The sequence below is a fragment of the Granulosicoccus antarcticus IMCC3135 genome (genome assembly GCF_002215215.1).
In the GTDB taxonomy this organism is placed as follows: domain Bacteria; phylum Pseudomonadota; class Gammaproteobacteria; order Granulosicoccales; family Granulosicoccaceae; genus Granulosicoccus; species Granulosicoccus antarcticus.
The window spans coordinates 4,362,558-4,385,908 of the sequence record NZ_CP018632.1 but is presented as its reverse complement, the minus strand read 5'-3'; the positions used below and the strand labels follow the sequence as shown (position 1 = coordinate 4,385,908).

Annotated in this window: 21 protein-coding genes; 17 read left to right on the top strand and 4 right to left on the bottom strand. The window is 54.1% G+C overall.

Annotated features, from left to right (window positions below):
* Positions 1 to 8: 8 nt before the first annotated feature.
* Positions 9 to 1,295: a cytochrome c gene (locus IMCC3135_RS18965; RefSeq protein WP_088919035.1), complete on the bottom strand. Its 1,287-nt coding sequence runs from the start codon at positions 1,293 to 1,295 to the stop codon at positions 9 to 11.
* Between the two features lie 503 nt (positions 1,296 to 1,798).
* Here IMCC3135_RS18965 and IMCC3135_RS18955 point away from each other — a divergent pair.
* The 3 genes from IMCC3135_RS18955 to IMCC3135_RS18945 all read left to right on the top strand — a co-directional run bounded on the left by IMCC3135_RS18955 (position 1,799) and on the right by IMCC3135_RS18945 (position 5,786).
* A complete protein-coding gene (locus IMCC3135_RS18955) occupies positions 1,799 to 3,043 on the top strand; it encodes a cation:proton antiporter (RefSeq protein ID WP_088919033.1) in 1,245 nt (414 codons plus the stop codon).
* Between the two features lie 426 nt (positions 3,044 to 3,469).
* Complete coding sequence (locus IMCC3135_RS18950) at positions 3,470 to 4,699, top strand: aromatic ring-hydroxylating oxygenase subunit alpha (RefSeq protein ID WP_205737611.1); 1,230 nt, start codon at positions 3,470 to 3,472, stop codon at positions 4,697 to 4,699.
* Positions 4,700 to 4,703: 4 nt separating this feature from the next.
* On the top strand, positions 4,704 to 5,786 hold the full coding sequence (locus IMCC3135_RS18945; protein WP_088919032.1) for an FAD-binding oxidoreductase: 1,083 nt from the start codon (positions 4,704 to 4,706) through the stop codon (positions 5,784 to 5,786).
* A gap of 8 nt (positions 5,787 to 5,794) precedes the next feature.
* Here the strand turns inward: IMCC3135_RS18945 and IMCC3135_RS18940 are convergent, their stop codons facing one another.
* Entirely contained in the window at positions 5,795 to 7,165 is a 1,371-nt protein-coding gene (locus IMCC3135_RS18940; RefSeq protein WP_088919031.1) for a sensor histidine kinase, read from the bottom strand.
* A 251-nt stretch (positions 7,166 to 7,416) separates the two neighbouring features.
* Here IMCC3135_RS18940 and argE point away from each other — a divergent pair, with 251 nt between their 5' ends.
* The 5 genes from argE to IMCC3135_RS18915 all read left to right on the top strand — a co-directional run bounded on the left by argE (position 7,417) and on the right by IMCC3135_RS18915 (position 12,177).
* The gene (gene argE, locus IMCC3135_RS18935) at positions 7,417 to 8,607 is read left to right on the top strand and encodes an acetylornithine deacetylase (protein ID WP_205737610.1); all 1,191 of its coding nucleotides are present in this window, start codon (positions 7,417 to 7,419) and stop codon (positions 8,605 to 8,607) included.
* A 147-nt stretch (positions 8,608 to 8,754) separates the two neighbouring features.
* Entirely contained in the window at positions 8,755 to 10,014 is a 1,260-nt protein-coding gene (locus IMCC3135_RS18930) for a flavin-containing monooxygenase (protein WP_088919030.1), read from the top strand.
* A 78-nt stretch (positions 10,015 to 10,092) separates the two neighbouring features.
* On the top strand, positions 10,093 to 10,509 hold the full coding sequence (locus IMCC3135_RS18925; protein WP_088919029.1) for a RidA family protein: 417 nt from the start codon (positions 10,093 to 10,095) through the stop codon (positions 10,507 to 10,509).
* A gap of 1 nt (position 10,510) precedes the next feature.
* Complete coding sequence (locus tag IMCC3135_RS18920) at positions 10,511 to 11,188, top strand: DUF1028 domain-containing protein (protein ID WP_088919028.1); 678 nt, start codon at positions 10,511 to 10,513, stop codon at positions 11,186 to 11,188.
* A 65-nt stretch (positions 11,189 to 11,253) separates the two neighbouring features.
* Complete coding sequence (locus tag IMCC3135_RS18915; protein ID WP_088919027.1) at positions 11,254 to 12,177, top strand: LysR substrate-binding domain-containing protein; 924 nt, start codon at positions 11,254 to 11,256, stop codon at positions 12,175 to 12,177.
* Positions 12,178 to 12,252: 75 nt separating this feature from the next.
* Here IMCC3135_RS18915 and IMCC3135_RS18910 read toward each other — a convergent pair whose 3' ends face one another.
* A complete protein-coding gene (locus IMCC3135_RS18910) occupies positions 12,253 to 12,951 on the bottom strand; it encodes an aspartate/glutamate racemase family protein (RefSeq protein ID WP_088919026.1) in 699 nt (232 codons plus the stop codon).
* A 326-nt stretch (positions 12,952 to 13,277) separates the two neighbouring features.
* Here IMCC3135_RS18910 and IMCC3135_RS18905 point away from each other — a divergent pair, with 326 nt between their 5' ends.
* From IMCC3135_RS18905 to IMCC3135_RS18865, 9 genes are all read left to right on the top strand, one after another.
* A complete protein-coding gene (locus tag IMCC3135_RS18905) occupies positions 13,278 to 13,913 on the top strand; it encodes a hypothetical protein (protein ID WP_088919025.1) in 636 nt (211 codons plus the stop codon).
* Between the two features lie 142 nt (positions 13,914 to 14,055).
* Entirely contained in the window at positions 14,056 to 14,676 is a 621-nt protein-coding gene (locus IMCC3135_RS18900; RefSeq protein WP_088919024.1) for an MSMEG_1061 family FMN-dependent PPOX-type flavoprotein, read from the top strand.
* A gap of 483 nt (positions 14,677 to 15,159) precedes the next feature.
* Positions 15,160 to 15,831 (top strand): hypothetical protein, encoded by a 672-nt coding sequence (locus tag IMCC3135_RS18895; protein ID WP_088919023.1) that lies wholly within the window; start codon positions 15,160 to 15,162, stop codon positions 15,829 to 15,831.
* A 168-nt stretch (positions 15,832 to 15,999) separates the two neighbouring features.
* A complete protein-coding gene (locus IMCC3135_RS18890) occupies positions 16,000 to 16,629 on the top strand; it encodes a hypothetical protein (RefSeq protein ID WP_088919022.1) in 630 nt (209 codons plus the stop codon).
* A gap of 328 nt (positions 16,630 to 16,957) precedes the next feature.
* The gene (locus IMCC3135_RS18885) at positions 16,958 to 17,683 is read left to right on the top strand and encodes a ribonuclease activity regulator RraA (RefSeq protein WP_088919021.1); all 726 of its coding nucleotides are present in this window, start codon (positions 16,958 to 16,960) and stop codon (positions 17,681 to 17,683) included.
* Positions 17,680 to 18,771: a Bug family tripartite tricarboxylate transporter substrate binding protein gene (locus IMCC3135_RS18880; protein WP_205737609.1), complete on the top strand. Its 1,092-nt coding sequence runs from the start codon at positions 17,680 to 17,682 to the stop codon at positions 18,769 to 18,771. Before IMCC3135_RS18885 ends, IMCC3135_RS18880 begins: the two co-directional genes overlap by 4 nt.
* Before the next feature lie 156 nt (positions 18,772 to 18,927).
* On the top strand, positions 18,928 to 19,407 hold the full coding sequence (locus IMCC3135_RS18875) for a tripartite tricarboxylate transporter TctB family protein (protein ID WP_157736118.1): 480 nt from the start codon (positions 18,928 to 18,930) through the stop codon (positions 19,405 to 19,407).
* Between the two features lie 4 nt (positions 19,408 to 19,411).
* Positions 19,412 to 20,947, top strand: a complete 1,536-nt coding sequence (locus IMCC3135_RS18870) for a tripartite tricarboxylate transporter permease (protein WP_088919019.1) — start codon at positions 19,412 to 19,414, stop codon at positions 20,945 to 20,947.
* Between the two features lie 61 nt (positions 20,948 to 21,008).
* Entirely contained in the window at positions 21,009 to 22,598 is a 1,590-nt protein-coding gene (locus tag IMCC3135_RS18865) for an aldehyde dehydrogenase (NADP(+)) (protein ID WP_088919018.1), read from the top strand.
* Positions 22,599 to 22,614: 16 nt separating this feature from the next.
* On the opposite strand, the gene IMCC3135_RS18860 is transcribed toward IMCC3135_RS18865, so the two are convergent.
* Positions 22,615 to 23,322: a FadR/GntR family transcriptional regulator gene (locus IMCC3135_RS18860; RefSeq protein ID WP_205737608.1), complete on the bottom strand. Its 708-nt coding sequence runs from the start codon at positions 23,320 to 23,322 to the stop codon at positions 22,615 to 22,617.
* Positions 23,323 to 23,351: the final 29 nt, after the last annotated feature.

Genomic DNA, 23,351 nt, shown 5'->3' with positions numbered 1-23,351 from the left:
TGTAACGCTCAATGCGTTCGAATGTTGGAAATCTTGGCTGGAAGATCTGTCCAGGCCGATTTGTCAGTACGTGAACTTCTCAGGTAGGCAGCAATGGAGGCGATTTCATCATCATTCAATGCCCCTCTGAATCCTGGCATGACTACTCCTGCCATGCCTTCATCGTTACTGACACCATCGAGAATGACGTGAATCAGGTTGTCAGGGTCATCAAGGCGAGTAGAGGAATTGATACCCAGATCCGGCCGCCCTAATGCGATCTGTTCGACGTTGTAATGACAAGAAGCACAGGCCGATGCGTAGAGCCGTTCACCTTGATTCTCTCGGTAAGCCTTTGATGGTTTGCCCAGTGCCAGGCTTGCAGCTACGATGCTGGCATTATCCTGTGCCGTGCTGGTAGATCCTGAAAGTTCGGCCAGATAGACACCAATGGCGTCCAGGTCGGACTCGGGCAACTCACGCAGGCCTGCGTGCACCACGGGTGCCATGGGACCGGCTGCACTGCCTTGGTAGCGTGTAGAGCCCACTTGCAGGTATTCACTGAAGTCAGCGGCTGACCATTGAATGGCAGAAGGGTTGTCGGCGGTCAGGGCTGGTGCTGTCCAGCGATCTACATTGGCACCCGCGTATTGCTGATCAGATTGTTCTGCGCCCAACAGATTGCGCGGTGTGTGACAGGCGCCGCAGTGAGTGACACCTTCCACCAGGTAGGCACCACGATTCCATTCTTCGGACTTGTCAGTATCTGGCTCGTAGCGATCAAAATCTACAAACAGCATTTTCCAGCCAGCTTGCAGAATGCGCTGGTCCAGAGGGAAGGGGAGTTCGTTCTCCTTCTGTATTGCCTTGGCAGGTTTGATCTCGCTCATTATGTAGGCATAAATGGCGTTGATATCTTCCTCGCTCATCTTGGCAAAATGATCGTAGGGGAAGGCCGGAAAGAGATGCTTGCCTTCACGATCGACACCCTCATGCATGGCTCGCAGGAAGGCCTCTTGCGACCAGCTGCCGATGCCCTGTTCGACGTCGGGTGTGATGTTGGTGGAGTACAAGATGCCAAAGCCTGTGTCCATGGCGTAGTTGCCCGTATAGGGTTCGCCATCGCCGGCTGTATGGCAGCTGGCACAGTAACCGGCGGCGGCCAGAATGCGGCCCTTCTCAACGGTTGCCGGGTCAAACTGTTGTGACTCGCTCGCCTGAATGGGCGCTATTTCGGAGTGATAGGCGTATACAGCAAATCCGCCCAATGACAATACGACAAGACTCGTCAGTGTGACGAGAAAGGTTTTCAACATGTTTATAAGGGTCCGTATCAAGTGTCGGGAATTGACAGATCAGCGAGGTGATCGGCATGAAAGACTAAAGCGACGACACTGGTTGGCGATTGAATTACGAGGGAGAAGCAATACAACATTGTCCACCAGACAGGCGTGGATAAATGCATCATGACTTTTCTACATGGTCAGTAAGTGTGATGACGAGCGATCAGGATTCCGGCCATCACGCTGCCCAGGTAGAAAACCGCATCATCAATACCGTTGACGCATCACAGCTCGTATCACATGGCACGAGTCGGTGGCTCTCCTGAATACTGACAGGATGGTATTACCGACAAAAGCGGTGAGGGACTATAACGACTCTGTGGCTCGGGTAGATATTGATAGTTTCAATAGTCCCTATTGATCTGGCGAACATCCGAACTTTCATCCTTACAGACGCTCGAACACGAATCTTGAAATTCGTGTCGTTCATCATGAATTTCCTCTGTCTCCTGACCATCTGAGTGTCACTGCCCTCCATGCAGACTGAACCTTTTTACACGCTGAGCTCATACCATCTGGCCTTCTGCGTGATCGGCATCATTGTCATTCTGGCAAGATGGCTACCACGTCTGATTTCAAAACGTGAGCCTGCCTCGGCCCCCTTGATGATTCTATTCGGCGCCGCCGCAACGTTGTTCATTCCGGGTCTGCCAGCGGTGCCCGATCCACGGGTAGTGCCGCTACCCTGGGAGCTGTTAAGTGAGCTGACGGTTATCGTGGCGCTGTTTGGTGCCGGCATGCGCATTGACAAGCTGCGCCCCTGGACTCGCTGGATACCGACCATGCGCATGCTGGGCATTGCCATGCCGCTGACCATCTTCGCCATGGCCTTCATCGGTGTGGAGCTGGTGGGGTTGACGGTTGCCGGAGCCATTCTGCTGGGCGCGGTGCTGGCACCCACCGATCCGGTACTGGCTTCAGATGTTCAAGTGGGCCCTCCACATGAAGGTCGGGAACATCCGGTCAGATTCGCTCTGACCACGGAGGCGGGTCTGAATGATGGCCTGGCGTTCCCCTTTGTGTATCTGGGCCTGATCATCGCCATGGAGGGTATGCATCCGGGTAGCTGGGCACTGGACTGGGTCATGCGCGATGTCTTCTATCGAATCATTGTCGGCGTGGGCATGGGCTGGCTGGGTGGCAAATTTCTCGGCTATATTCTGTTCTCAGTGCCCAGAAAATCGATATTGGCTGATACAGGCTCTGGTGTCATTGCTCTGGCTGGCATCCTGCTTTGTTATGGATCCACAGAATTACTAGAGGGCTATGGATTTATCGCGGTTGCCATACTCGGCCTGACGTTGCGAAGGATCGAAGTGCATCATCATTTCCATCGAAGTCTGCATGACTTTTCCGAGTCCATCGAGCATGCGCTGACAGCGATATTGCTGGTAGGGCTGGGAGCCGTCATGCCGCTGCTACTGGCCGATCTGGAGCCTGTGCACTTTCTGGTGGCCATTATTCTGCTTTTTGTGGTGCGTCCACTGGCTGGCTGGATTGCCCTGTCAAGAACCGATTTGGCACCCTGGGATCGGGGGGTCGTTTCCGTGTACGGGGTGCGCGGAATAGGCTCGATCTACTATCTGTGTTATGCAGGCTCCCACATGGAATTCGTGAATGAAGATTCACTCTGGTCACTGGTTGGACTTGTCATTCTGATGTCCACCATTTTGCACGGCTTCAGTGTGGGCTGGGCCATGGACAAGCTGCAGAACGACTGAGCTCGACAGAGGCACTGATTGGCGTCTGCATACGCTCCTCGATGCCTCGGGCGAGCCTGCTCTGGGCGTCGCTCGTTCGAGCGGGCAGTGGCTGATGACGAATGCAGGCTCAGGGGGGCTCCTGAGCCGCTGGTTTGAGCATGTGGCGGCGATATTGTCGGGATGAGTTTACTGCACGTCTCATTTTGAACAATAGTACCCACTAGCCGAACCGTACAATCGGGCGGCAAGGTATGAGATGAGAATTCCTAACGGTTCATTGGCGAGTCCCAAACCAACCTGGCAAAAAGTTCGTCAAACCACGAGTGTTTTTGTGAGAGTCAGCAGGTAACAAGGCATCCACTCAAGAGGCTGCTTGCCTGGCTGATTCTCATCCGATAGTCGACCCAGAACATATCGCGCGGGACGCGGCAGGAATTAACCGAAATGATGACACCTCGAGTCAGGGAGCTGTTGGCACAGAGAACTCCAGGCTATGCTCTGGTGCAACCTTTCTATACCGACCCGGAAGTTTTCCAGGCTGATATGGAAGGTATTTTCTACCGTGAATGGCTTTTTGCAATCGCTGCCTGCGAGCTGGAAAAGAATGGCAGCTATGTCACTCATCAAGTCGGTGCCTATGGCGTCATTCTGGTGCGTGGTGCTGATGGTCAGATCCGGGCCTTTCACAACACTTGCCGACATCGCGGGTCTGTCTTGTGCAAGAGCGAGAAGGGCAACGCCCCCAAGCTTGTCTGCCCCTACCACCAGTGGACCTATGAGCTCGATGGCAAGTTGCTCTGGGCCCGTGACATGGGAGCTGATTTCGACGCTTCACAGTTTGGTTTGCGTCCGGTGCATTGTCGTGAAGTGGCGGGTTTGGTGTACATCTGCTTTGCTCAGCAGCCCCCCGATTTTGACGCCTTTGCCGATCTGATCCGGCCCTATCTGGAGCCTCATGATCTGAACAATGCCAAGGTTGCGGTGCAAACCTCCATTGTCGAAAACGGCAACTGGAAGCTGGTCTGGGAAAACAATCGCGAGTGCTATCACTGCGGTGCAAATCATCCTGGCCTATGTCGCTCTTTTCCGGAAGATCCGGTCGTGACCGGTGGGGCTGAAGGTGCCATTCCACCACATATTCAAGACCATTACGATCGCATGTTGGCACAAGGTCTGCCTTCACAATTTCAGATGGGTCCCGACTTCCAATATCGTGTGGCCCGAATGCCACTGCTGCCAGGTGCGAAGAGCTTCACCATGGATCTGAAACCTGCCGTAACTCGCCACTTGGGACGAGTCACTGACGAGGATGCGGGTACGCTTCTGAAGTATCACTACCCGACCACGTGGAATCATTTTCTACCTGATCATGCAACGCTGTTTCGCGTCACCCCTCTGAATGCTACCCAGACTCAAGTGACCACCAAATGGCTGGTTCACAAGGATGCAGTGGAAGGCGTTGATTACGATGTAGCGCGTCTGTCAGAGGTGTGGAATTCCACGAACGATGAAGATCGCCGTGTGGTTGAAGATAATCAGAAAGGCATCAACTCACCGGCGTATGAACCCGGACCTTATTCACCTGTTCACGAAGAGAGCGTCATGGAGTTTGTCGAATGGTATATACGCACAATGTCCAAACAGACAGCAACCGTCATCAAGGCGGTAGCTTGAGCTGATGAATACTACTGCAACTGACTTCAGCCGCTTTGCCACCTGGAACGAGACTGAGCTGCTGGAGTGCGTGTCGGTTCTGCCCGAAGTGCTCAACACAGCGACTTTTACATTCCGTGCACCGTCGGGTGCGCTGTTTGATTTCCAGCCGGGTCAGTTTCTGACACTGGAACTGCCTGTTCCCAGTGGCGTAGTTCATCGTACCTATACCATTTCATCGTCACCCTCACGACCGCGCTCGATCTCCATCACGGTCAAGGCGCAGCCTGACAGCATCGGCACACGCTGGATGCTGGATCATCTGACACCAGGGACCAAGCTCAAGGCGATGGGGCCTGCCGGGCAGTTCACCCATCTCAACTATGCCTCTGATAAATACCTGTTTATCTCGGCAGGTACTGGCATCACGCCCATGATGTCGATGACCACCTGGATGTTTGATCACGGCTCCGAACCCGATATCGTCTTCGTCAACTGCACACGAAGACCTTCCGAAATCATTTTTCGCAGTCAGCTGGAACTCATGGCAACCCGACTTCCAGGCTTGAGTGTCAGGTGGGTGGTCGAGGAGGCTGAACGCTTTGAACCCTGGACCGGTTTCAAGGGGCGGTTCAATCAGCTCATGCTGGGTTTGATGGCAACCGATTATCTGGAGCGGGAAGTATTCTGCTGTGGTCCTGAGCCTTTCATGCACTCGGTGAGAGACGCTTTGGCGGGCCTGGGTTTTGACATGGACCACTACCATCAGGAGAGCTTCCACGCACCGCTGGTGGAAACGGTGGCAGAGATACCCGAGCTGGACGATGTCACGCCAGACGCCGAGGTGGATGCGAAGATAATCTTTGCACAATCGGATCGTACCGCGCAGTGCACTCAGAATGACACGGTACTGGCTGTGACTCGAGGTGCGGGACTGAACATCCCTTCAGGCTGTACTTTCGGGGTCTGTGGCACCTGCAAGATCAAAAAGCTGGAAGGCGAGGTGCATATGGTACACAACGGCGGCATCTCGGAAGATGACATCGAAGCTGGCTATATACTTGCCTGTTGCTCCTATCCGATGGGCTCGATCACCGTCGACGTTTGAAGAACGAATCAGGCCGCGTTCATCAAGGGAGGTGAGTCAGCAGCATTCAGGCTAAACACGATACGTGTGCCGGCGGTGTAGGCAGTATCAAGTTTGATACTGCCGCCGTGGGCTTCGATAATGGCCTTGACCAGAGTCAGGCCGATGCCACTGCCTTCGTATTGGTTCTGAGAATCGTGCAAACGCTGGCAAGGTTCGAAAATGCGTTCAGCAAACTCGGGGGCGATGCCAATGCCATTGTCACTGATGGAAAATTGAATAGACTCGCCCACGGGTACCGCCTCCAGATCAATTCGAGGTGAGCGTTCGGGGTGGGTATATTTAAGGCTATTGCCCAGCAGGTTGTGCAGCACGCGTCGCAGTAGCTCTGCGTCTGCCTGCACATAGCCATCCAGATGAAGGTTGATGGTTGCCCCGGCTGACTTGATGGTGGTATCAAGCTCTTGCACGACAGAGGTGACCAACTCCTGCACATCGATTGGGGACAGCTCTGGGCGCTTGAATCCTGAGCGTGTGAATTCGAGCAAGCTTGCAATGATTCGATCCATACGAGCCACGGCATCGATAATGATGGTGGCGTGCTGAGTGACTTCGGCGGGATCGTTACAATCCTCGATTATTCGGTCACTAAAATGGCCTATATGTCGCAGTGGTGTTCTGAGATCATGCGAGACAATACCGGCAAACTGCTTCAACGATTTGTTGACCGACGTCAGTCCGGTATTGCTGGTCTCCAGCTCTGCGTTCATCTGCTGTATGGCATCGACATAATTGCGCCGGTTGTTCTGGTTGAACAGTAAAGCCAGAACGAGTGAGCTTAGTGCAATTGTGCCGCCCATACTGATCCAGTTGAGCAACTTGCCTTCGTGTTTGATTTGACGAACCTGGCTGCGAACCACTGCGGAAAGCTCATCTATCAGCAAATCGATTTCACGAATGGCAAAGACATCATTGAAGCGCACCGCGCGATCGATATCGATGGAACTGTAGCCTTGCTGGTAAAGACGCTGGACTTCATCCAGTCGAGGCAGGTAGGCGTTGACCATGGCCCGGGTGCTGCTGAGTTTGAACTCGACACCCATGGAGGCGGCATTGGTTTCAAGCTCGGCAATCAGCAGTGTGACTTGTTTGGCATCTGCCACGGCACTGGCATGATTATCCGTTTCGTGGGGGCGCAGCACCAGGTTCTTGAAATGGAAAATCAGACCACCATAGCCAACCCGTTGCATCAGCTGCATGGCACTGGTCTGTGTCTCTGATAAAAGGGAGTGCAGCTCAGCGGTACGACGATCGACATCTTTTGTCGACCAGAACTGGATGACGACAAGCAGAGCCATGACTGTCAGGCTCAAAAGCCACCACCGCCTGTCCATTTTCATTGTGAATTTCCCGTGATTGAAGTGTTCAGACTCTGCTGTGGATTTTTGTCAGTTTTCAGAATCAGTCCCTTAATGTAACTGTTACGAATAGCGGTCGAGCTCTGCACTTCTTGAGTGCAACGTTAGCGAGAATCTGGAGCCGGGTTCACGTCAATGTGCTACAGAGTACGGATCGCTGGATTCTCTGAACAGTGGAACTGGCGGTGACGAGTTGCTAATATGTGCACACTTTATCCAGTCAGGTTACTACTTTGAAACAGCCATCAATTACATCCCTGGAGATCTTGTCAAAGCTGATCGCTTTTGATACCACCAGTCGCGAGCCAAACAAGCAACTCATCCACTATGTGGAAACCCTATTGGGTGAGCACGGTATACAGACGACGATCATTCCCAATGAGGATGGGAGTAAAGCGAATCTCTACTGCACCGTAGGCCCGACAGATCGTCCGGGCGTCATGTTGTCGGGACATACCGATGTTGTGCCGGTTGATGGGCAAGCCTGGACTCGGCCAGCTTTTGAGATGACAGAGTCGGATAACCGGGTTTATGGTCGTGGAACAACGGATATGAAAGGTTTTGTGGCCTGCTCACTGGCGGCAATGATTAATGCCAGCAGGAGCACGTTGGCCACGCCGATGCACCTGGGCTTATCCTACGATGAGGAAATCGGCTGTGTCGGTGTACAGTCTCTGCTGGAGATGCTGCGACTGGCTCCGGTGAAGCCTGCCATGTGCATCGTGGGTGAGCCGACCAGCATGCGGGTGGCGACTCGGCATAAAGGCAAAATGTCTATTCTTGTGCGTTGCATTGGCCGTGAAGGTCATTCTGCACTGGCACCCAATGCCTTGAATGCGATACACCTTGCCTGTGATCTGGTCCAGGTGATACGCGATGCACAGCTAGCCATACAGCAGGCAAGCCAGGATGCGGGAGATCCTTCTGAGATCCCATATACAACGATTCATGTCGGCCGTATCGTCACCGATCAGGCGTTGAACATCGTCCCCAACCTTTGCACTGTCAACTTCGAGATTCGCTACCCGGCAGATACTCATCCTGAAGAATTACTGGATAGCATCAAGCAATCAGCCAGCAATATCGTTGCCGCTGCGCGTGAAATTGCCCCCGAAGCTGATATGCAATTCAGCATTCTCAATGCCTATCCCAGTCTGCATACACCCGATGAATCGCCTGTTGTGCAATTTGTCAAAACGCTGGTAGGTGCCAACACCACAACGTATGTCGCCTTTGGTACGGAAGGCGGTTTGTTTTCCGAAAAAGTCGGAATTCCCACCGTTGTCTGTGGGCCAGGCTCGATGGACCAGGGGCATAAGCCGGATGAATACATCGAGCTGGAGCAACTGGATCAGTGCGATACCATGCTGAACAAGCTCGTTGAGTTTCTGGCCGAATCGACACTGGACCAGATACCGAGCTAGCCGGCCAGTCAAGCGGGCAGGGATAGTCCCTTGTCATTGATTCGGAAAAGCTGAATCAATGCGAATAAAAATGATGTTTTTATAATTCGATCAGGCTCCTTATACTATTTGTCATTAGCTTGTCTGGTAAGTCGGAATAGGACAAATATGTCGATTGAGAAAGTAGAGACACTCGTTGTGGGTGCCGGTCAGGCTGGAATTGCCATGAGCGAACACCTGAGCAATATGGGTGAGAAGCATCTGGTGCTGGAACGGCACCAGATTGCCGATCGTTGGCGCACGGAACGGTGGGACTCACTGGTTGCCAATGGTCCCGCCTGGCATGACAGCTTCCCCAGCATGCCATTCTCGGATGTTGATCCCGATGCCTTTGCTCCCAAGGAGAAGGTGGCGGATTACTTTGTTGAATATGCCAGGATGATCAATGCTCCGGTTCGCTGTGGCGTGGAGGTCACTGGCGTACAAAGGATTGCGGGAAAGCCTGGCTTTCGTGTCGAGACCACCCAAGGCGTGATAGAGACAACTAACATCGTTGCTGCCACAGGTCCATTCCAGCGTCCGGTGATCCCACCGGTGGTCCCCGTCGATGCGGATGTTCTGCAGATGCATTCCAGCGGCTATCGCAATCCTGCGCAACTGCCTGAAGGGGCGGTTCTGGTGGTCGGTGCTGGATCCTCCGGGGCCCAGATAGCCAATGAGTTGATGGGATCGGGTAGGCAGGTGTATCTGTCTGTTGCTGCACATGATCGCCCCCCACGCAGCTATCGTGGACGTGATTTTGTCTGGTGGTTAGGTGTACTTGGTAAATGGGATGCCCAGACTACAGAAATGGGCCAGGAGCATGTCACCATTTCAGTCAGTGGTGCCGATGGTGGGCATACGGTGGATTTTCGACGCCTCGCCGGGCAAGGCATGAACTTGCTTGGATTGACTCGATCATTCAAGAATGGCGTACTCAGCTTTGCTCCTGATCTATCCGAGCATCTGGCTGCCGGTGATGCCAATTATCTCTCTGTGCTTGATGAAGCCGATGCTTATGTTGAGCGTTACGGGCTGGATCTTCCCGAAGAGCCGGAGGCCCGTATCGTCGAGCCGAACCCGGAGTGCGTCAGCAACCCCATCCTCGAATTGAACCTGGCAGAGGCGGGTATTACAACCATCATCTGGGCCACCGGTTTTGCCGTTGACTACAGTTGGCTGGACGTCCCTGTACTTGATCAAAATGGACGCCCCTTGCATCAACGCGGTGTGACCAAAGAGCCTGGAATCTACTTTCTTGGATTGCCGTGGCAATCAAGAAGAGGTTCTTCGTTTATCTGGGGTGTCTGGCACGATGCAAAATATCTGGCGGATCATATCGCCATACAGAAACAGTACAGGAAATATAACGATTCCAAGCTGTCCTGATAGGCTGAGTGACTGACTACCGTCAGTGCAAGATTACCCGACAATATCTGGAACATTTCTGAGGCTGATTGCAACACCATGATTCATAAACGCATCCGTACCTTCAATACCAAAGACACCTATCCGGAGCAGAATCTTGATAATGATCTTGCTCAGGCGGTTGTCGCTGGCAACACCATCTATTTGCGTGGCCAGTGCCCGCAGGATCTGGATACGTTCGAGAATATTGACAGTAACGATCCGGTAGAGCAGACGCATAAAGTCATGCAGAACATCAAGCAGCTGATCGAAGAGTGCGGTGGGGAAATGCAGCACCTGGTCAAGGTGGTGGTTTACATCACCGATGTTCGGCATCGTGAAGCGGTTTATCGAACCATGGGTGAATACCTCAAGGGTGTGCATCCGGTGTCAACCGGTCTGGTTGTCCAGGCACTGGCCCGTCCAGAGTGGCTGGTCGAGATCGATGGTACAGCTGTCTTGACTGAGAAAAGCTGAGATGACCTTTTCAATTGCTGCCCGGTGTAAAGACACGGGCATGTTCGGAATGGCTGTGTCCTCATCGTCGCCCGCGGTGGCTGCGCGCTGTGTCTTTGCACGCGCCGGTGTGGGAGCTGTTGCCAGTCAGAACATTACTGATCCATCGTTGGGCGAACGCGTTCTGGACTTGATGGCTCTGGGAGCTTCGGCCAAAGAGGCTTTGGCTATCGTCAGCTCGTCAACCAAGCATATCGAATATCGGCAACTAAGCGCGGTGGATGCACAAGGTCGCACAGCCAGTTTCTCCGGACAGCATACGCTGGGTGTGTTTGCCGCGGCCAATGCCCAGGATGTGGTATGCGCTGGCAATCTTTTAAGCTCTACTGAAATTCCGGCTCTCATGCTTGAGTCATTCGTTGAAAGCTCTGGGTATCTGGTGGATCGTCTACTGTCTGCCATGTCTGTTGCCATGCGGGCGGGTGGGGAGGCAGGGCCGGTGCATTCGGCTGGATTACTGCTGGTGGACAAGGTTTCCTGGCCGGTTGCCAGTTTGCGCGTAGACTGGCATGAGGCAGGCGCGCCAATCAAGGAACTGAAAAAGCTGTGGAAGGTTTATGCACCGCAGCTTGACGATTACGTTGCCCGGGCACAGAACCCGACGGCCGCTCCCAGCTACGGCGTGCCAGGTGATCAGTGATCTTGTCTGTAGGATTTACTGCATGCTGCTGGTATTGAAAACGGTCAACAGGCCATGACGGAACTATGCGGTATACGCTGAAACATCTTGAATACTTCGTTGCCACCGCTGCTGCGGGTAGTATCAAGCTGGCTGCTGAGAAGATAAATATCTCGGCACCCTCGATCTCCTCGGCCATTGCTCACCTGGAGGATGAGTTTCAGGTGCAGCTCTTCATACGCCGACACGCACAAGGCTTGATTCTGACACCGGCAGGTAAACGAATTGCTCGTGAGTCAAAGCTGGTTCTGCGGCAGGCCGATGCACTGTATTCAGTGGCTGGTGAGCTACGCAATTCGGTGAGCGGGAGCCTTTCCATCGGTTGCATGGTAACGCTGGCTCCTATGATCATCCCGGAGCTGAGTCAGGCATTTACCAGTACGCATTCGGACGTGGAATTGACTATCGTGGAGAATACGCACGAGCAGCTCATCGAACAATTGCGTCAGGTAAATATTGATGCCGCCATCTCCTACGACCTGAGTATTCCTGACGATATCAGCTTTGAGCCGCTGGCCAGTTTGCCGCCCCAGGTTTTGCTATCCAGTGACAGCCCGTTGGCGAAGAAAAAGAAGGTCAAGTTGTCAGATCTGGACGGTCTGCCCATGATTCTGCTTGATCTGCCTTATAGCCGCGAATATTTCCTGTCCCTGTTTCAGCACGAAGCCATGATGCCTGAGATCTATGCCCGATCTGCGCATCAGGAAGTGGTCAGAGCCATGGTCTCCAACGGCTTTGGTTTTACCATCAGTAATGCCAGACCCCGAAATCTGACAACACTGGATGGGCGCAAGCTGGTGGCTGTTGATCTGGTTGGCGAGCATAAGCCGATGATCATTGGCTTGGCAACACTGCTACAAGAGCACAAGCCGATGCTGCTTGAAACGTTTGAAAAGCATTGCAGGAAGATGATTTCCAAGCGAGGAATTCCCGGCATGCTCAAAGTCTGAATCAGCAAGCTATGATCTGCCTGCCTGCCTGCCTGCCTCGCATTAGCCTCGCATTAGCCTCGCATTAGCCTCGCATTAGCCTTGGCTGAGTGCCAAAGTAACGGCGGCTTCTGCATGAATAGCTGTGGTATCAAACAACAAGATGTCGGTGTGTTGCTGCTGCACCAGCAAGGTGATTTCGGTGCAGCCTTCAATGATGGCCTCAGCACCGCTGGCTGCCATCTTGTTCATGATTGACAGGTATTGCTGGCGTGAAGAGTCTTTGATGTCGCCCAGACAAAGCTCCTCGTAGATTATCCGATGAATGATCTGCCGATCAGGTTCAGAAGGCACAATGACATTCAAGCCATGCTGATCTGTCAATCTGCCCTTGTAGAAGTCCTGCTCCATGGTGAAGTTGGTACCTAGCAAGCCAACAGTCTTTATACCTTGCGCAACGATGCGTTGTGCAGTGGCATCTGCCAGATGTATGAGAGGAATACTCAGAGCGGCCTGGATCTGTGGGGCTACCTTGTGCATGGTGTTGGTACAGATCAGCAGAAAATCAGCACCGGCTTTTTCTACCTGCTGTGCTGAGGTAGCCAGAAGCTCAGCAGCCTCATCCCATTTTCCTTGTTTCTGAAGCACTTCGATATCATGGAAATCAACACTGACCATGGCGATGCGAGCGCTATGCAAACCACCCAGCTGATCTTTTACCTGCTCGTTGATGATTCTGTAGTAGAGCGCGGTGCTTTCCCAGCTCATGCCGCCGAGTAGGCCGATGGTTTTCATTGTTTGTTGGTTGATCTGCTGGGTCGGGTTCTGAGTTTAGTCCATGCTTGGTCGTAATGGGTTGGGAGCTGATTGGGGTTTTGGTTGCCAGAGGGACGGGGTGTTGGCACTGATAAATGGTTTAGGAATGCGCTTTATACGCGCTATCAATGTTGACTCGAGTATAAAAAGGGTGAACAGTCGATTTACAAGCCATGCCAACGCTGTATTCGCACTCCTGCCTCATATGCCATGAATCCAGCCGAGAGGAGTCGGTGACTATGGGAAACGACATGACAGATCATCGAGCTATCATGGCTGCCAACAACAATGCTGATTGGTAAAGCATGATGTTTGATATTCGCGATTTGCAGTATGGCCGTTCAGAGATCGCTTTTCTGAGTAAGGAGACCCCGCCCAGGTTTCACAGTTGGATGACAACGCTTGATCCGCAAGCGCATGTCGAACAGTTGCATCTGATCAGGAAAAATAGCTATCGGCCCAGATTTGGAGTTAAGGATTCTTTTGCTTGTCTGGACTTGATTGACGATGGCTTTGTGGAGAATTTTGCGGCGACCTGGATCTACGCTGATCATGTTCAAGCAGCCGACACCAGGGGCTGGATCCGGATTGCTTCGGTCAGCGAACTGTCACTGTGGGAAGCTGCCTGGAAACAGGGAGGTTCGCCCTCGGATCAACTGCAATTCCCTCATGCCATTCTTGATCGCAGTGAGGTGGCAATCTGGGGTCGTCGCGTATCGGACGGGTTCGACGCAGGTGTCATTGCAAATGTCTCGCAAGACTGTGTCGGGCTCTCCAACTGCTTTGGACAGAGTGCTTATCCCGCTGCAGCCTCTTTGTGTGCAGAGTTACCAGATGCACAGTTGCCAATCGTGGGCTATGAACGCGGTGATGATCTGATTGATGCTTTTGATATCGGTTTTTTGGCGACAGGGGAATTGCGTGTGTGGGGGAGGTCTTGAAGGCCGACTTGATAACACGATACGCCGGGTTTCAGAAGGTGGCGTGTGCCCTATTGTCCATCCAGACGCAGTTGTATTAATGAAATTGCTTGCGTAGTAATCTAGCGATAATCATGCATCTGAAAAAACAGGAGGGTGACCAATGTTCGACGAAGTGATAACAACAATGCAACGACTGCGGGAAATCGTTGGCTCACCAAGCCATCGCATGGCTGGTAAAGGTATCGACCATCTTGATGATATCTGCCGTAAATATATAGCATCATCACCTTATATTGTCATATCGACACGGGGCAGTGATGGACTCCTGGACATGTCGCCGAAGGGGGATAAGGCTGGTTTTGTTCATGTGATGGACGAGAAGACGTTGGTCATACCTGAACGGCTCGGCAATCAGCGAGCCGATACATTCAAGAGTTTGATGACAAACCCAGAGGTCGGTATCATTTTTCTGATCCCCGGTTTTCACTATATTTTGAGGGTGAGTGGCGTTGGACAAGTCGTTCGTGATAAGTCATTACAAGAAATGTTTGCCATCAAGGGTAAAGAACCAGCCTTGCTCACGGCGATTACCGTTGAAGAGGCGTTTGTTCACTGCGCAAAGTCGATCGCACGATCCAATATTTGGAAACCTGAGAATTGGCCAGCTATTGATGATATTCCGTCTTACGCGGTTTCGACAGTTGCTCATGCTGCACTTGTTGAAACTGTAGAAGAGATGCAGACTATGATCGACGACGATTACAAAAACTGTATGTATTAGGCGACTTGTTTCTTGCCGCGCCAGTAGTTGAATTTCACGATATTGGGGTAGTAGCGGGCGAAAATGTGCTCAACGACGTCGGCTTCAGTGGCAACTCATGGAAGTGCCCGACGTACTGAGGCGCTGCCTGCTTGGCTTGGTACAAGTGACGTGATTTCCACGTAAGTAAATCCCGTAACGAGCGCAGGGCGGGCAGGTGGATTCAACCGTTTTATCTGAACGTTTTCGTAGAACGACAACGTGGTGAGCTGAATCGTATGCCAACGCCCGACGCCGACTCCACATCTGTGCGATGCAACGTCATTGCGGAACCCGTGAAAATGATGCGTCGCTGGCGGATGAAATCATGCTCATACTGAACCCGGGTTCTCCAGTCTCGTTCGTCGCTGGAACGCCGGAATCGTGCACTGCCTAAAGTCAATCACATCAACGGGCGATACCCATCCAATGTAACCCAGAATATTTCATTTTTAAGGATCATTGGTGAATTCACTAAAAATCGCACTTCTGTCCTCGGCACTTGCGGCAACCAATCTATTCGCAGAAACAATTGATGAGAGGATTGTTCAAGCTGATAAAGTTGTTGATGGTCAAACAGTCGATGAATATGTTAACACTTGGTGGCAATGGACATACACGATGCCATCAGAATTAAACCCTGTACGTGACTACACTGGTAAACACTGCCATGTGGGTCAACAGGGAGATGTGTGGTTCCTGGCAGGCGGCTATGGTTCATCTACTATCAACAGGCAGTGTGAAATACCAGCAGGGAAGTACATATTCTTCCCAGTGATTAACATGGTGTATTTCCCTCGATACCCAAATTCTTACACTTGTGATATGGCTAAGACAAGTGCTGCACTTAATAACGATAAATTGTTAGATATCTATATTGAGCTAGATGGAATAACTTCCTGGAACCCTGCAAGTACCAGAATGGCTTCACCAGATTGTTTTGATCTACTTGGTATGGTACCAAAAGAATACGAACCACCCAAAGTCTACCCAGCTGCCACCGATGGATATTGGGTAATGCTAAAGCCTCTAAGCAAAGGAAAACACACTCTGAAATTTCAGGCTGTTTACGATAGACAAGGAGGTGCATATGGGCGCATGGCTCAAGATATAGAGTACGAGCTAAATATTCGGTAAATATCGTGAGAACTATGAAGTACGCCTACGTGATTATCGTCATGGCAGTCGCACCACACTAACGCTTGATTATGTCGGCGGGAAACTAGTGGAAAGCTGGCAAGGTTACGATCGTGTGATAGTGAGGCGCTCACCCTACGAGGAAGGGGTCTGCTAAGGATCAGCGGCATGGTTCACAAATCCGCTGCAGACAAGTGTCTTGTGTTTGACGATTCAATTTCCATTTCCTGTTACCAGGAATATGATTCCGAAACCGGCGACTTTTACCGTGACAAACTCGAAGACCCGCGCAACCGGTTCTCTGGGCTTATCAGCCACTCGACGCTTGGTTCTACGGTGCTCAGTACCGCTGAACACCTGGGGCTGGCAGTTGACGCAAGTCAGTATTATTCTGCTATTAGAATTTGGCCCGTTTATCGACAGAGCCCTGACGGTGATCTTGAATATGCTCCCGGTGGACCAGTTGTTCTGACAGGTATCAAAGGTGAAATAGCAGCGTTAGAAACTGCATACACTGGGCAGGAACGATCACCGCAAGTAGCTCACATGAAATTGTCACTGTTCGACCACGCTGATCCGCTGTTTGCCAAGGAAGGTCAGGCCAGCCTTTCACCCTGGTCGCCCACCGTTGACACGGGAGTTGAGCCGACGACATTCCAGGCGCTGCTACTCTTGTTGCGAGATTATCAGGAAGAATGGCAAGAGCAGGTTAACGTGCCGTACGAGCCTCTGGACGGGCTCGGTGATGGCAAGGCTGTTCACGACAGCGGCTCACACGAGTACGTGCTGGGGGAGTAAGGAGAAGTGGGGATCGTGGCCGATTCCAGCCGGTCAGGCTCACCGCCCTCACCGAAGATGGGTTCAGTTTGCTGATTCATCATGAATCAGCGCGTTGATATTCCAGACAAGCTCGTGGTCCATTTGTACATCCAGCACGTGTCGGATTCTGGGGACACCGCAGCATGATTCCGAATCCTCTATCGCCGCCCTGAAATACAGAAACCCCAGACAAGTGGGAATCCATCACTCGCAGTCATCGCAAAAAATTTGTAAAAAGTTGTTTGATTTGTAAGTTCAACTATCGTACAGTCCGTACATCCTTTGATGCCAGAAGATCACGAGAGAGATGACTGATACATACGCTGTTCGCCCGTTGGACGAGAGTATTCGCGCCGCACTTGTCGGTGTCTCGACCGCAACATTGCATACCGCTCTGTACAAGAAGGGCTTTCGAAATACCTATATCCAAGGGGCGCGGCGCGCGAATGTCGCCAAGGTGCACATGGTCGGGCAGGCGTTCACGCTTCGCTATATACCGGCCAGGGAGGATCTTGACACGGTGGCGGCTTTCACCGACCCGAAACACCCGCAACGGCTCGCCGTGGAAAGCGTGCCCGAGGGTATGGTGCTGGTCTGCGATTGTCGTCAGGACGCAACGGCTGCAAGCGCTGGCAACATTCTCCTGACCCGTCTGGCGGTCAGGAAATGCGCGGGTTTCGTCTCCGATGCGGGCATCCGGGACTTTGATGAAGCCGAGCAACAGGACATGCCCATTTTCTGCGTCAAACCGAGTGCGCCAACGAATCTGACCAAGCATCACGGCGTTGACCTACAGGTTCCGATCGGCTGCGGCGGAGTGGCGATCTATCCCGGTGACGTGCTGGTCGGCGACGGTGACGGTGTTATCGTCATCCCGTTCGAACTCGCCGGCGAGATCGCCGAGGAGACTCAGCGGATGGAGGCCTTCGAACGCTATGTGCTCGAGAAGGTTTCGGCGGGTGCCGCGGTCATCGGCCTGTACCCACCGAACCAGGAGTCCCGCGAGGAATACGAGCGCTCCCAAGAAGCTTGAACGCTCTCGACGTCAATCGTCGCCATCATTTATTCACGCAGTTCCGCGTCGCCGCAAGTCAATCGGCAATGAACGCCCCCGTAGTGCCCACCTTCATTACAAAGGATCAATTCAAGACGATGAAAACCAGAACAATTTCTCGTGCCGGACTCGGCCTCGCCGCCGCGCTCCTCGTCTCGAGCATCTCGAGTTTCGCCGCGGACTTCCCGACCCGTGATATCCGCTTCATCGTGCCGTGGCCCGCAGGCGGCGGCGCGGACGCCATCAGCCGCAAGATCAACAACATCGCCGAACAGCAACTGTCGAAGTCGATCTTCGTCGAGAATATTGGCGGTGCCATGACGGCGACCGGCCTGACACAGATGACACGTGCACGGCCTGACGGGCACACGGTCGGCATCCTGACCTACGACAGCGTCATCACTCTGCCACGTGGTGACATGGTGCCGGGCTATTCGCTCGATAACATGAAGTTCATCGCAAGGATCACGAAAGAGGCCGACGCCATTGTCGTGTCGAAGAGCTCCGGCTATACCACCTTCGAAGAGTTGATCGAGGCCGCAAAGGAAAATCCGGGTACGGTACGAATCGGTGTTGCCCCAGAAGGGTCAGGTCCGTATCTCGCCATCCGCCGCTTGGAAGAAGCGACCGGGGTCACGTTCAACGTGATCTCCTACCCCGGTTCCTCGAGTGCAGAGACCGAAGCTCTGCTCTCCGGCGAGATCGCAGCTGCGATATCCAGTCTCGGTGACTTCAGCGGAATCCTGGAATCCGGGGACGCGCTGGGCCTGATCGAACTGGCTTCCGAGCAGAACCCCTCGTATCCCGAGGTCGCACCGATCAGCGAGCATGGAATCGATCTACAGACCGGCAGCTTCATCGTGATCGCCGCGCCGAAGGATACCCCTGACGATATCGTCACGACACTCGAATCCACCTACAAGACCGCCTTCGATACCCCGGAATTTCAGGAATGGATAACCAGCGTGGGCGTCACGCCAAGCTGGCTGGGTGCGTCGGATGTGCAAGGTTGGGTCGACGACTTGCAATCGACCACCTACAAAGTCATGGACGAGCTCGGTCTGTAACGCAGACACCTCGGCGCCTCGATTCACGATGGATCGGGGCGCTTATATCCTGGCCGGCTTGCGTTCCGGCTCACATCACCGCAGTCCAGAGAGACTGAATTTCGGGGCGTGAATGATGCCTCACTCAAACATGTCGATATCAATCAGGGAAATCTGATGTTTGCTATACACCACTTCAGGAACGCGGGTTTCGGGCTCTTCGTGCTGGCGGTATCACTGCTTTATCTAGTGTCGGCGTTGGGGCTCGGGCCACCCGTCAATGCATCCAAATTGACGCCGTCGTTCTTTCCGCTGGTGCTGGGAAGCCTGTCGTGCTTTTTCAGCCTCGCTCTGGTGATACGCATCGTCAGAGGGAACATGGCAGCCGAAGCGACACACGAGAAACCCGAACAGACGAGTCAGGAAGATCGCTGGCGCTCTCCTGCAGCCATCGCTGCTACCGGCGTTTTCGTCCTGCTCTTCCAGACCGTGGGCTTCTTCGCATCAACCATCCCGTACGTGTTCGCGATCATATTGATCTTTTCCGACCGACAGAAACTGAAGAGCAAACTGATCTTCTCCGTTCTGATAACACTGGCCGGGTACGTGATCTTCACGGCCATCTTTAACGTCAGACTGCCGGCACTGTTGAGCTAACGACATGGAATTCATTGGACTGGTACTCGGAAGTTTCTCGCTGCTGCTCGATCCGGCCACGCTACTGTATGTAATAGCGGGCTTTCTGATCGGGACGGTATTCGCCGCCATCCCCGGCCTGACGGCGACGCTCGCGCTGGCCTTGCTGCTGCCGCTGACGTACAGCCTCGATCTGACCACCGCACTCATGGCCTGCGCCAGTATCTACATGGCGGGCATGTGCGGAGGTAGCATCACGGCCATCACGATCAATATTCCCGGTGCCCCCTCATCGATGATGACCGCGCTGGACGGCTACCCGATGCATCAGCGCGGCGAGGGGGCGCTCGCCCTGGGGCACGCATCGCTCGCGTCCATGATCGGTGGCAGCATCGGCGCGCTGCTGTTGATTTGCCTGGCGCCGTTCATCGCTCAAGCATCGCTGCTGATCCAGACCACGGGCAAGTTCTCGCTGCTTTTCTTCGCGATCGTCATCATCGTCATCGCCCAGCGAGGCAACGTTCTCAAGGCGGCCGTCGCAGCCTGTATCGGCATCATGCTCGCGACTGTCGGCCTCGATGCCATGGTGCCCGTGCCACGCTTTACGTTCGGCCTGGCCGAGCTGACCGCCGGCATCGATCTGATGCCCGTCATCATCGGTGCGTTCGCCATCAGCGAGATACTTGTCCAGAGCGGGAAGCTCAGTCAGACACACGATATCGAGAAACAGGCACGAGCGGTCGCAAAGATCAGACGTCGCGATTTCATACCGCCGCTCTCCTCTATTCGCAAGATCGGCCTTGTCTGCTACGTCAAGTCGAGCCTGATCGGCTATGCGATCGGCACCTTGCCCGGAGCCGGTGGCTCGATGGGTAGTTTCCTGTCCTACGTGGAGGAGGTGCGCACATCGAAGGAACCTGAAACTTTCGGCAAGGGGAATCCAGCCGGTATTGCCGCGGCCGAGAGTGCGAACAATTCGGTGTGTGGTGGGGCTCTGGTTCCCATGCTGACGTTCGGCATACCGGGTGATCCCATCACAGCCATCGTGTTGGGTGTGCTGGTGATCAACGGTATTCAGCCCGGACCGCAGCTGATGACCGACCAGGCCGGCCTGATCGCTCCGATGCTCGCCGCGTTGCTGTTCAGCGCCCTGGTGCTCATTCCCTTGACGTTGATGATTCTGGGTCCGTATTACATCCGCATTGTCTCGATCCGCAAGGACGTGCTCTACGGCACGATTGCCATGTTGTCTGTCGTCGGTTGCTACGTTGCCACCTACTCGACGTTCCAGATGATGGTCGCGCTGTTTATCGGTGTCCTTACCTACGTCATGAGGAAGCAGGGGTTTCCGATCGCAACGCTGCTGCTCGGCTTCATTCTGGGACCGAATCTGGAAGAGTTCCTCAGACGGGCGCTGACGCTTTCCAATGGCAATCCGATCACGTTCGTCACAAGCCCGGACAGCCTGTTCTTCGTCGTGTTGACCGCGGTCTTCGTGTACTTCCTGTCGATACGCGCGCCAATGAAAAACCCCGTTATCGCCGAGCAGAACGACAACTGACGCATCCGTGCCCTCCGGCTCGCGAGCGAAACCACATTTCAAACCTGACTAAAGACAAATCATGACCTATCACGTAGAAGGCGTACAGATAATCGGTACGAAGGTGACTCACGGTAAGGGCGAGTCCATCCATTACGTCAACCCTGCCACCGGTGAGTCGCTCGAGCCGATCTTTAATGGGAGCACGCTCGAGGACGTCGAGACGGCGTGCAAACTCGCTGACAGCGCATTCGATATTTATCGGGAAACGTCTCCCGAGCAAAGGGCTGCCTTTCTGGAAGCAATCGCCACGGGGATCGAGGCGGTCTCCGGCTCACTGATCGAGCGCGCCGCGCTGGAGTCCGGTCTGCCGACGGCTCGTCTGACAGGCGAGTGCGCACGCACCTGCGCGCAGCTGAGACATTTTTCCCAGGCATTGAAGACGGGTGAATGGTTGGGCGTGCGCCTTGCCACTGCACAGCCTGACCGGCAGCCGCTGCCTGGCCCGGACCTTCGCCAGCGACAGGTACCGCTCGGGCCAGTTGCCGTGTTCGGTGCAAGCAACTTTCCGCTCGCCTTCAGTGTCGCGGGTGGCGATACCGCCTCGGCACTGGCCGCCGGATGTCCGGTAGTGGTCAAGGCGCATTCCGCGCATCCCGGCGCCTCGGAGATCGTCGGCATGGAGGTGCAAAAGGCCTGTTCCGAGCACGATATTCCCGAGGGTGTCTTCTCGCTGCTATATGACGCCGGCTTCGATGTCGGACAGGCGCTGGTCGCAGATCCGAGAATATCCGCCGTCGGTTTCACAGGCTCGCGTCGCGGCGGTCTCGCGCTGATGGCTATTGCCCAGAATCGACCAGTGCCGATACCCGTCTACGCGGAGATGAGCAGCATAAACCCGGTATTTCTGCTGCCGCACGCACTGACGAGCCGTACCGAGAAGATCGCGCAAGGTTTTGTCGGCTCGTTGACCATGGGTGCTGGTCAGTTCTGCACCAATCCCGGACTTGTCATAGCCGTAGGTGGTGAAGCTCTGGAACATTTCTGCACGCTGTCGAAGCAACTCATCATCGATGCGCCTGCCCAGACCATGCTCACGCCGGGAATCCACAAGGCCTATGTTGCAGGTGTCGATCGACTGGCGGGGAACGATCGGGCGAAGAGCATCGCCGCAGGCCAGCCAGGCAAGGCGCTCGGGTCGTGCCAGGCGCACCTCTTCCGAACGACGGCCGACGCGTTTCTCGACGATCAGTCCTTACAGGATGAAGTGTTCGGTGCTGCGTCGATCATTGTCGAGTGTCGCGATCATGATCAGATGCTCGAGGTCACCCGGTCGCTGGAGGGACAGCTTACCGTCACCCTGCATATGGACGATGACGATCTTGATGTTGCGAAAAGCCTGGTGCCCGTGCTCGAGCGAAAGGCGGGCAGGATTCTGGTCGATGGTTGGCCTACCGGTGTGGAGGTATCCGACCCGATGGTGCACGGCGGCCCGTTTCCGGCCACGTCCGACGCGCGAACCACGTCAGTCGGTAGTGCCGCGATCGCTCGTTTCCTGCGTCCTGTGTGCTACCAGAGTTTTCCGTCCGCCCTGTTACCAACGGAGCTGCGAGACGACAACCCGCGCAGGCTATCGCGGCTGGTCGACGGAGCGCGGGTAGCAGCAGACTGAATCCGGCTCAGTAGACTCAGGCGCCCTCGAACATCCTGCCTCTGGCGTTTTCCAGGTGATCTGTCATGGCCTCGCGAGCACGCTCACCGTTTCCCTCGATGATGGCGTCGACGACCGCATCGTGCTCTGACTGTACTGTCGCCAGTCGCCGCTCGGATGCCTGCAATGTCAATGTCCGCGTTATGTCCATTCCCTTCTGGATATTCTCCCTGAGGGATTTCAGCACAGTCGGGTAGTAGTGATTGTTGGTGGACTCGGCAATGGCAAGATGGAAGGAAAAATCCTCGGCAGTAGCAATGCTGCCGAGCTCGATCGCCTTTCTCAGTGATTTTGATGCCTTGTCGATCGTATCCAGCTGAGCGGTCGTTCGTCGCGCGGCGGCGTATTTCGCCGCGCCACCTTCCAGATCCTTGCGAAACTCGAAGCAGCGCTGTATGTCGGAGATACTGGATATTTTGGCGAATTGCAGGACCGTGAAGTCGGGGCGAGTCGTCACGTAGCTACCGGAACCCCGCCGCGAGACAACGAGGTTGTCTTCCTTCAGTCGCGCAAGCACCTCGCGGATGGTGGGTCGGGACACCGCGTAGGTCGCACTAAGCTGTGCCTCGGTCGGAAGTTTCCTGTCGACGACGTACTCACCGCGAATGATCGCTGTAAGAATCTTTTCGTAGACCACCGACGATCGCGACATCGGTGGCGACAGCTTGTCGTGATTCGTCGCCAAGAAACAATTTCCAGTTCGCGTGATTCGTC

Excerpts from the sequence above, each read along its gene's own strand:
- IMCC3135_RS18870 (WP_088919019.1), top strand. The coding sequence starts at position 19,412 with ATGGAATTCATTGGACTGGTACTCGGAAGTTTCTCGCTGCTGCTCGAT.
- IMCC3135_RS18955 (WP_088919033.1), top strand. The coding sequence starts at position 1,799 with ATGCAGACTGAACCTTTTTACACGCTGAGCTCATACCATCTGGCCTTC.
- IMCC3135_RS18965 (WP_088919035.1), bottom strand. The coding sequence starts at position 1,295 with ATGTTGAAAACCTTTCTCGTCACACTGACGAGTCTTGTCGTATTGTCA.
- IMCC3135_RS18905 (WP_088919025.1), top strand. The coding sequence starts at position 13,278 with ATGATGTTTGATATTCGCGATTTGCAGTATGGCCGTTCAGAGATCGCT.
- IMCC3135_RS18950 (WP_205737611.1), top strand. The coding sequence starts at position 3,470 with ATGATGACACCTCGAGTCAGGGAGCTGTTGGCACAGAGAACTCCAGGC.
- IMCC3135_RS18885 (WP_088919021.1), top strand. The coding sequence starts at position 16,958 with ATGACTGATACATACGCTGTTCGCCCGTTGGACGAGAGTATTCGCGCC.
- IMCC3135_RS18945 (WP_088919032.1), top strand. The coding sequence starts at position 4,704 with ATGAATACTACTGCAACTGACTTCAGCCGCTTTGCCACCTGGAACGAG.
- IMCC3135_RS18930 (WP_088919030.1), top strand. The coding sequence starts at position 8,755 with ATGTCGATTGAGAAAGTAGAGACACTCGTTGTGGGTGCCGGTCAGGCT.
- IMCC3135_RS18865 (WP_088919018.1), top strand. The coding sequence starts at position 21,009 with ATGACCTATCACGTAGAAGGCGTACAGATAATCGGTACGAAGGTGACT.
- IMCC3135_RS18940 (WP_088919031.1), bottom strand. The coding sequence starts at position 7,165 with ATGAAAATGGACAGGCGGTGGTGGCTTTTGAGCCTGACAGTCATGGCT.
- IMCC3135_RS18890 (WP_088919022.1), top strand. The coding sequence starts at position 16,000 with ATGGTTCACAAATCCGCTGCAGACAAGTGTCTTGTGTTTGACGATTCA.
- IMCC3135_RS18925 (WP_088919029.1), top strand. The coding sequence starts at position 10,093 with ATGATTCATAAACGCATCCGTACCTTCAATACCAAAGACACCTATCCG.
- IMCC3135_RS18915 (WP_088919027.1), top strand. The coding sequence starts at position 11,254 with ATGCGGTATACGCTGAAACATCTTGAATACTTCGTTGCCACCGCTGCT.
- IMCC3135_RS18910 (WP_088919026.1), bottom strand. The coding sequence starts at position 12,951 with ATGAAAACCATCGGCCTACTCGGCGGCATGAGCTGGGAAAGCACCGCG.
- IMCC3135_RS18920 (WP_088919028.1), top strand. The coding sequence starts at position 10,511 with ATGACCTTTTCAATTGCTGCCCGGTGTAAAGACACGGGCATGTTCGGA.
- IMCC3135_RS18900 (WP_088919024.1), top strand. The coding sequence starts at position 14,056 with ATGTTCGACGAAGTGATAACAACAATGCAACGACTGCGGGAAATCGTT.
- IMCC3135_RS18875 (WP_157736118.1), top strand. The coding sequence starts at position 18,928 with ATGTTTGCTATACACCACTTCAGGAACGCGGGTTTCGGGCTCTTCGTG.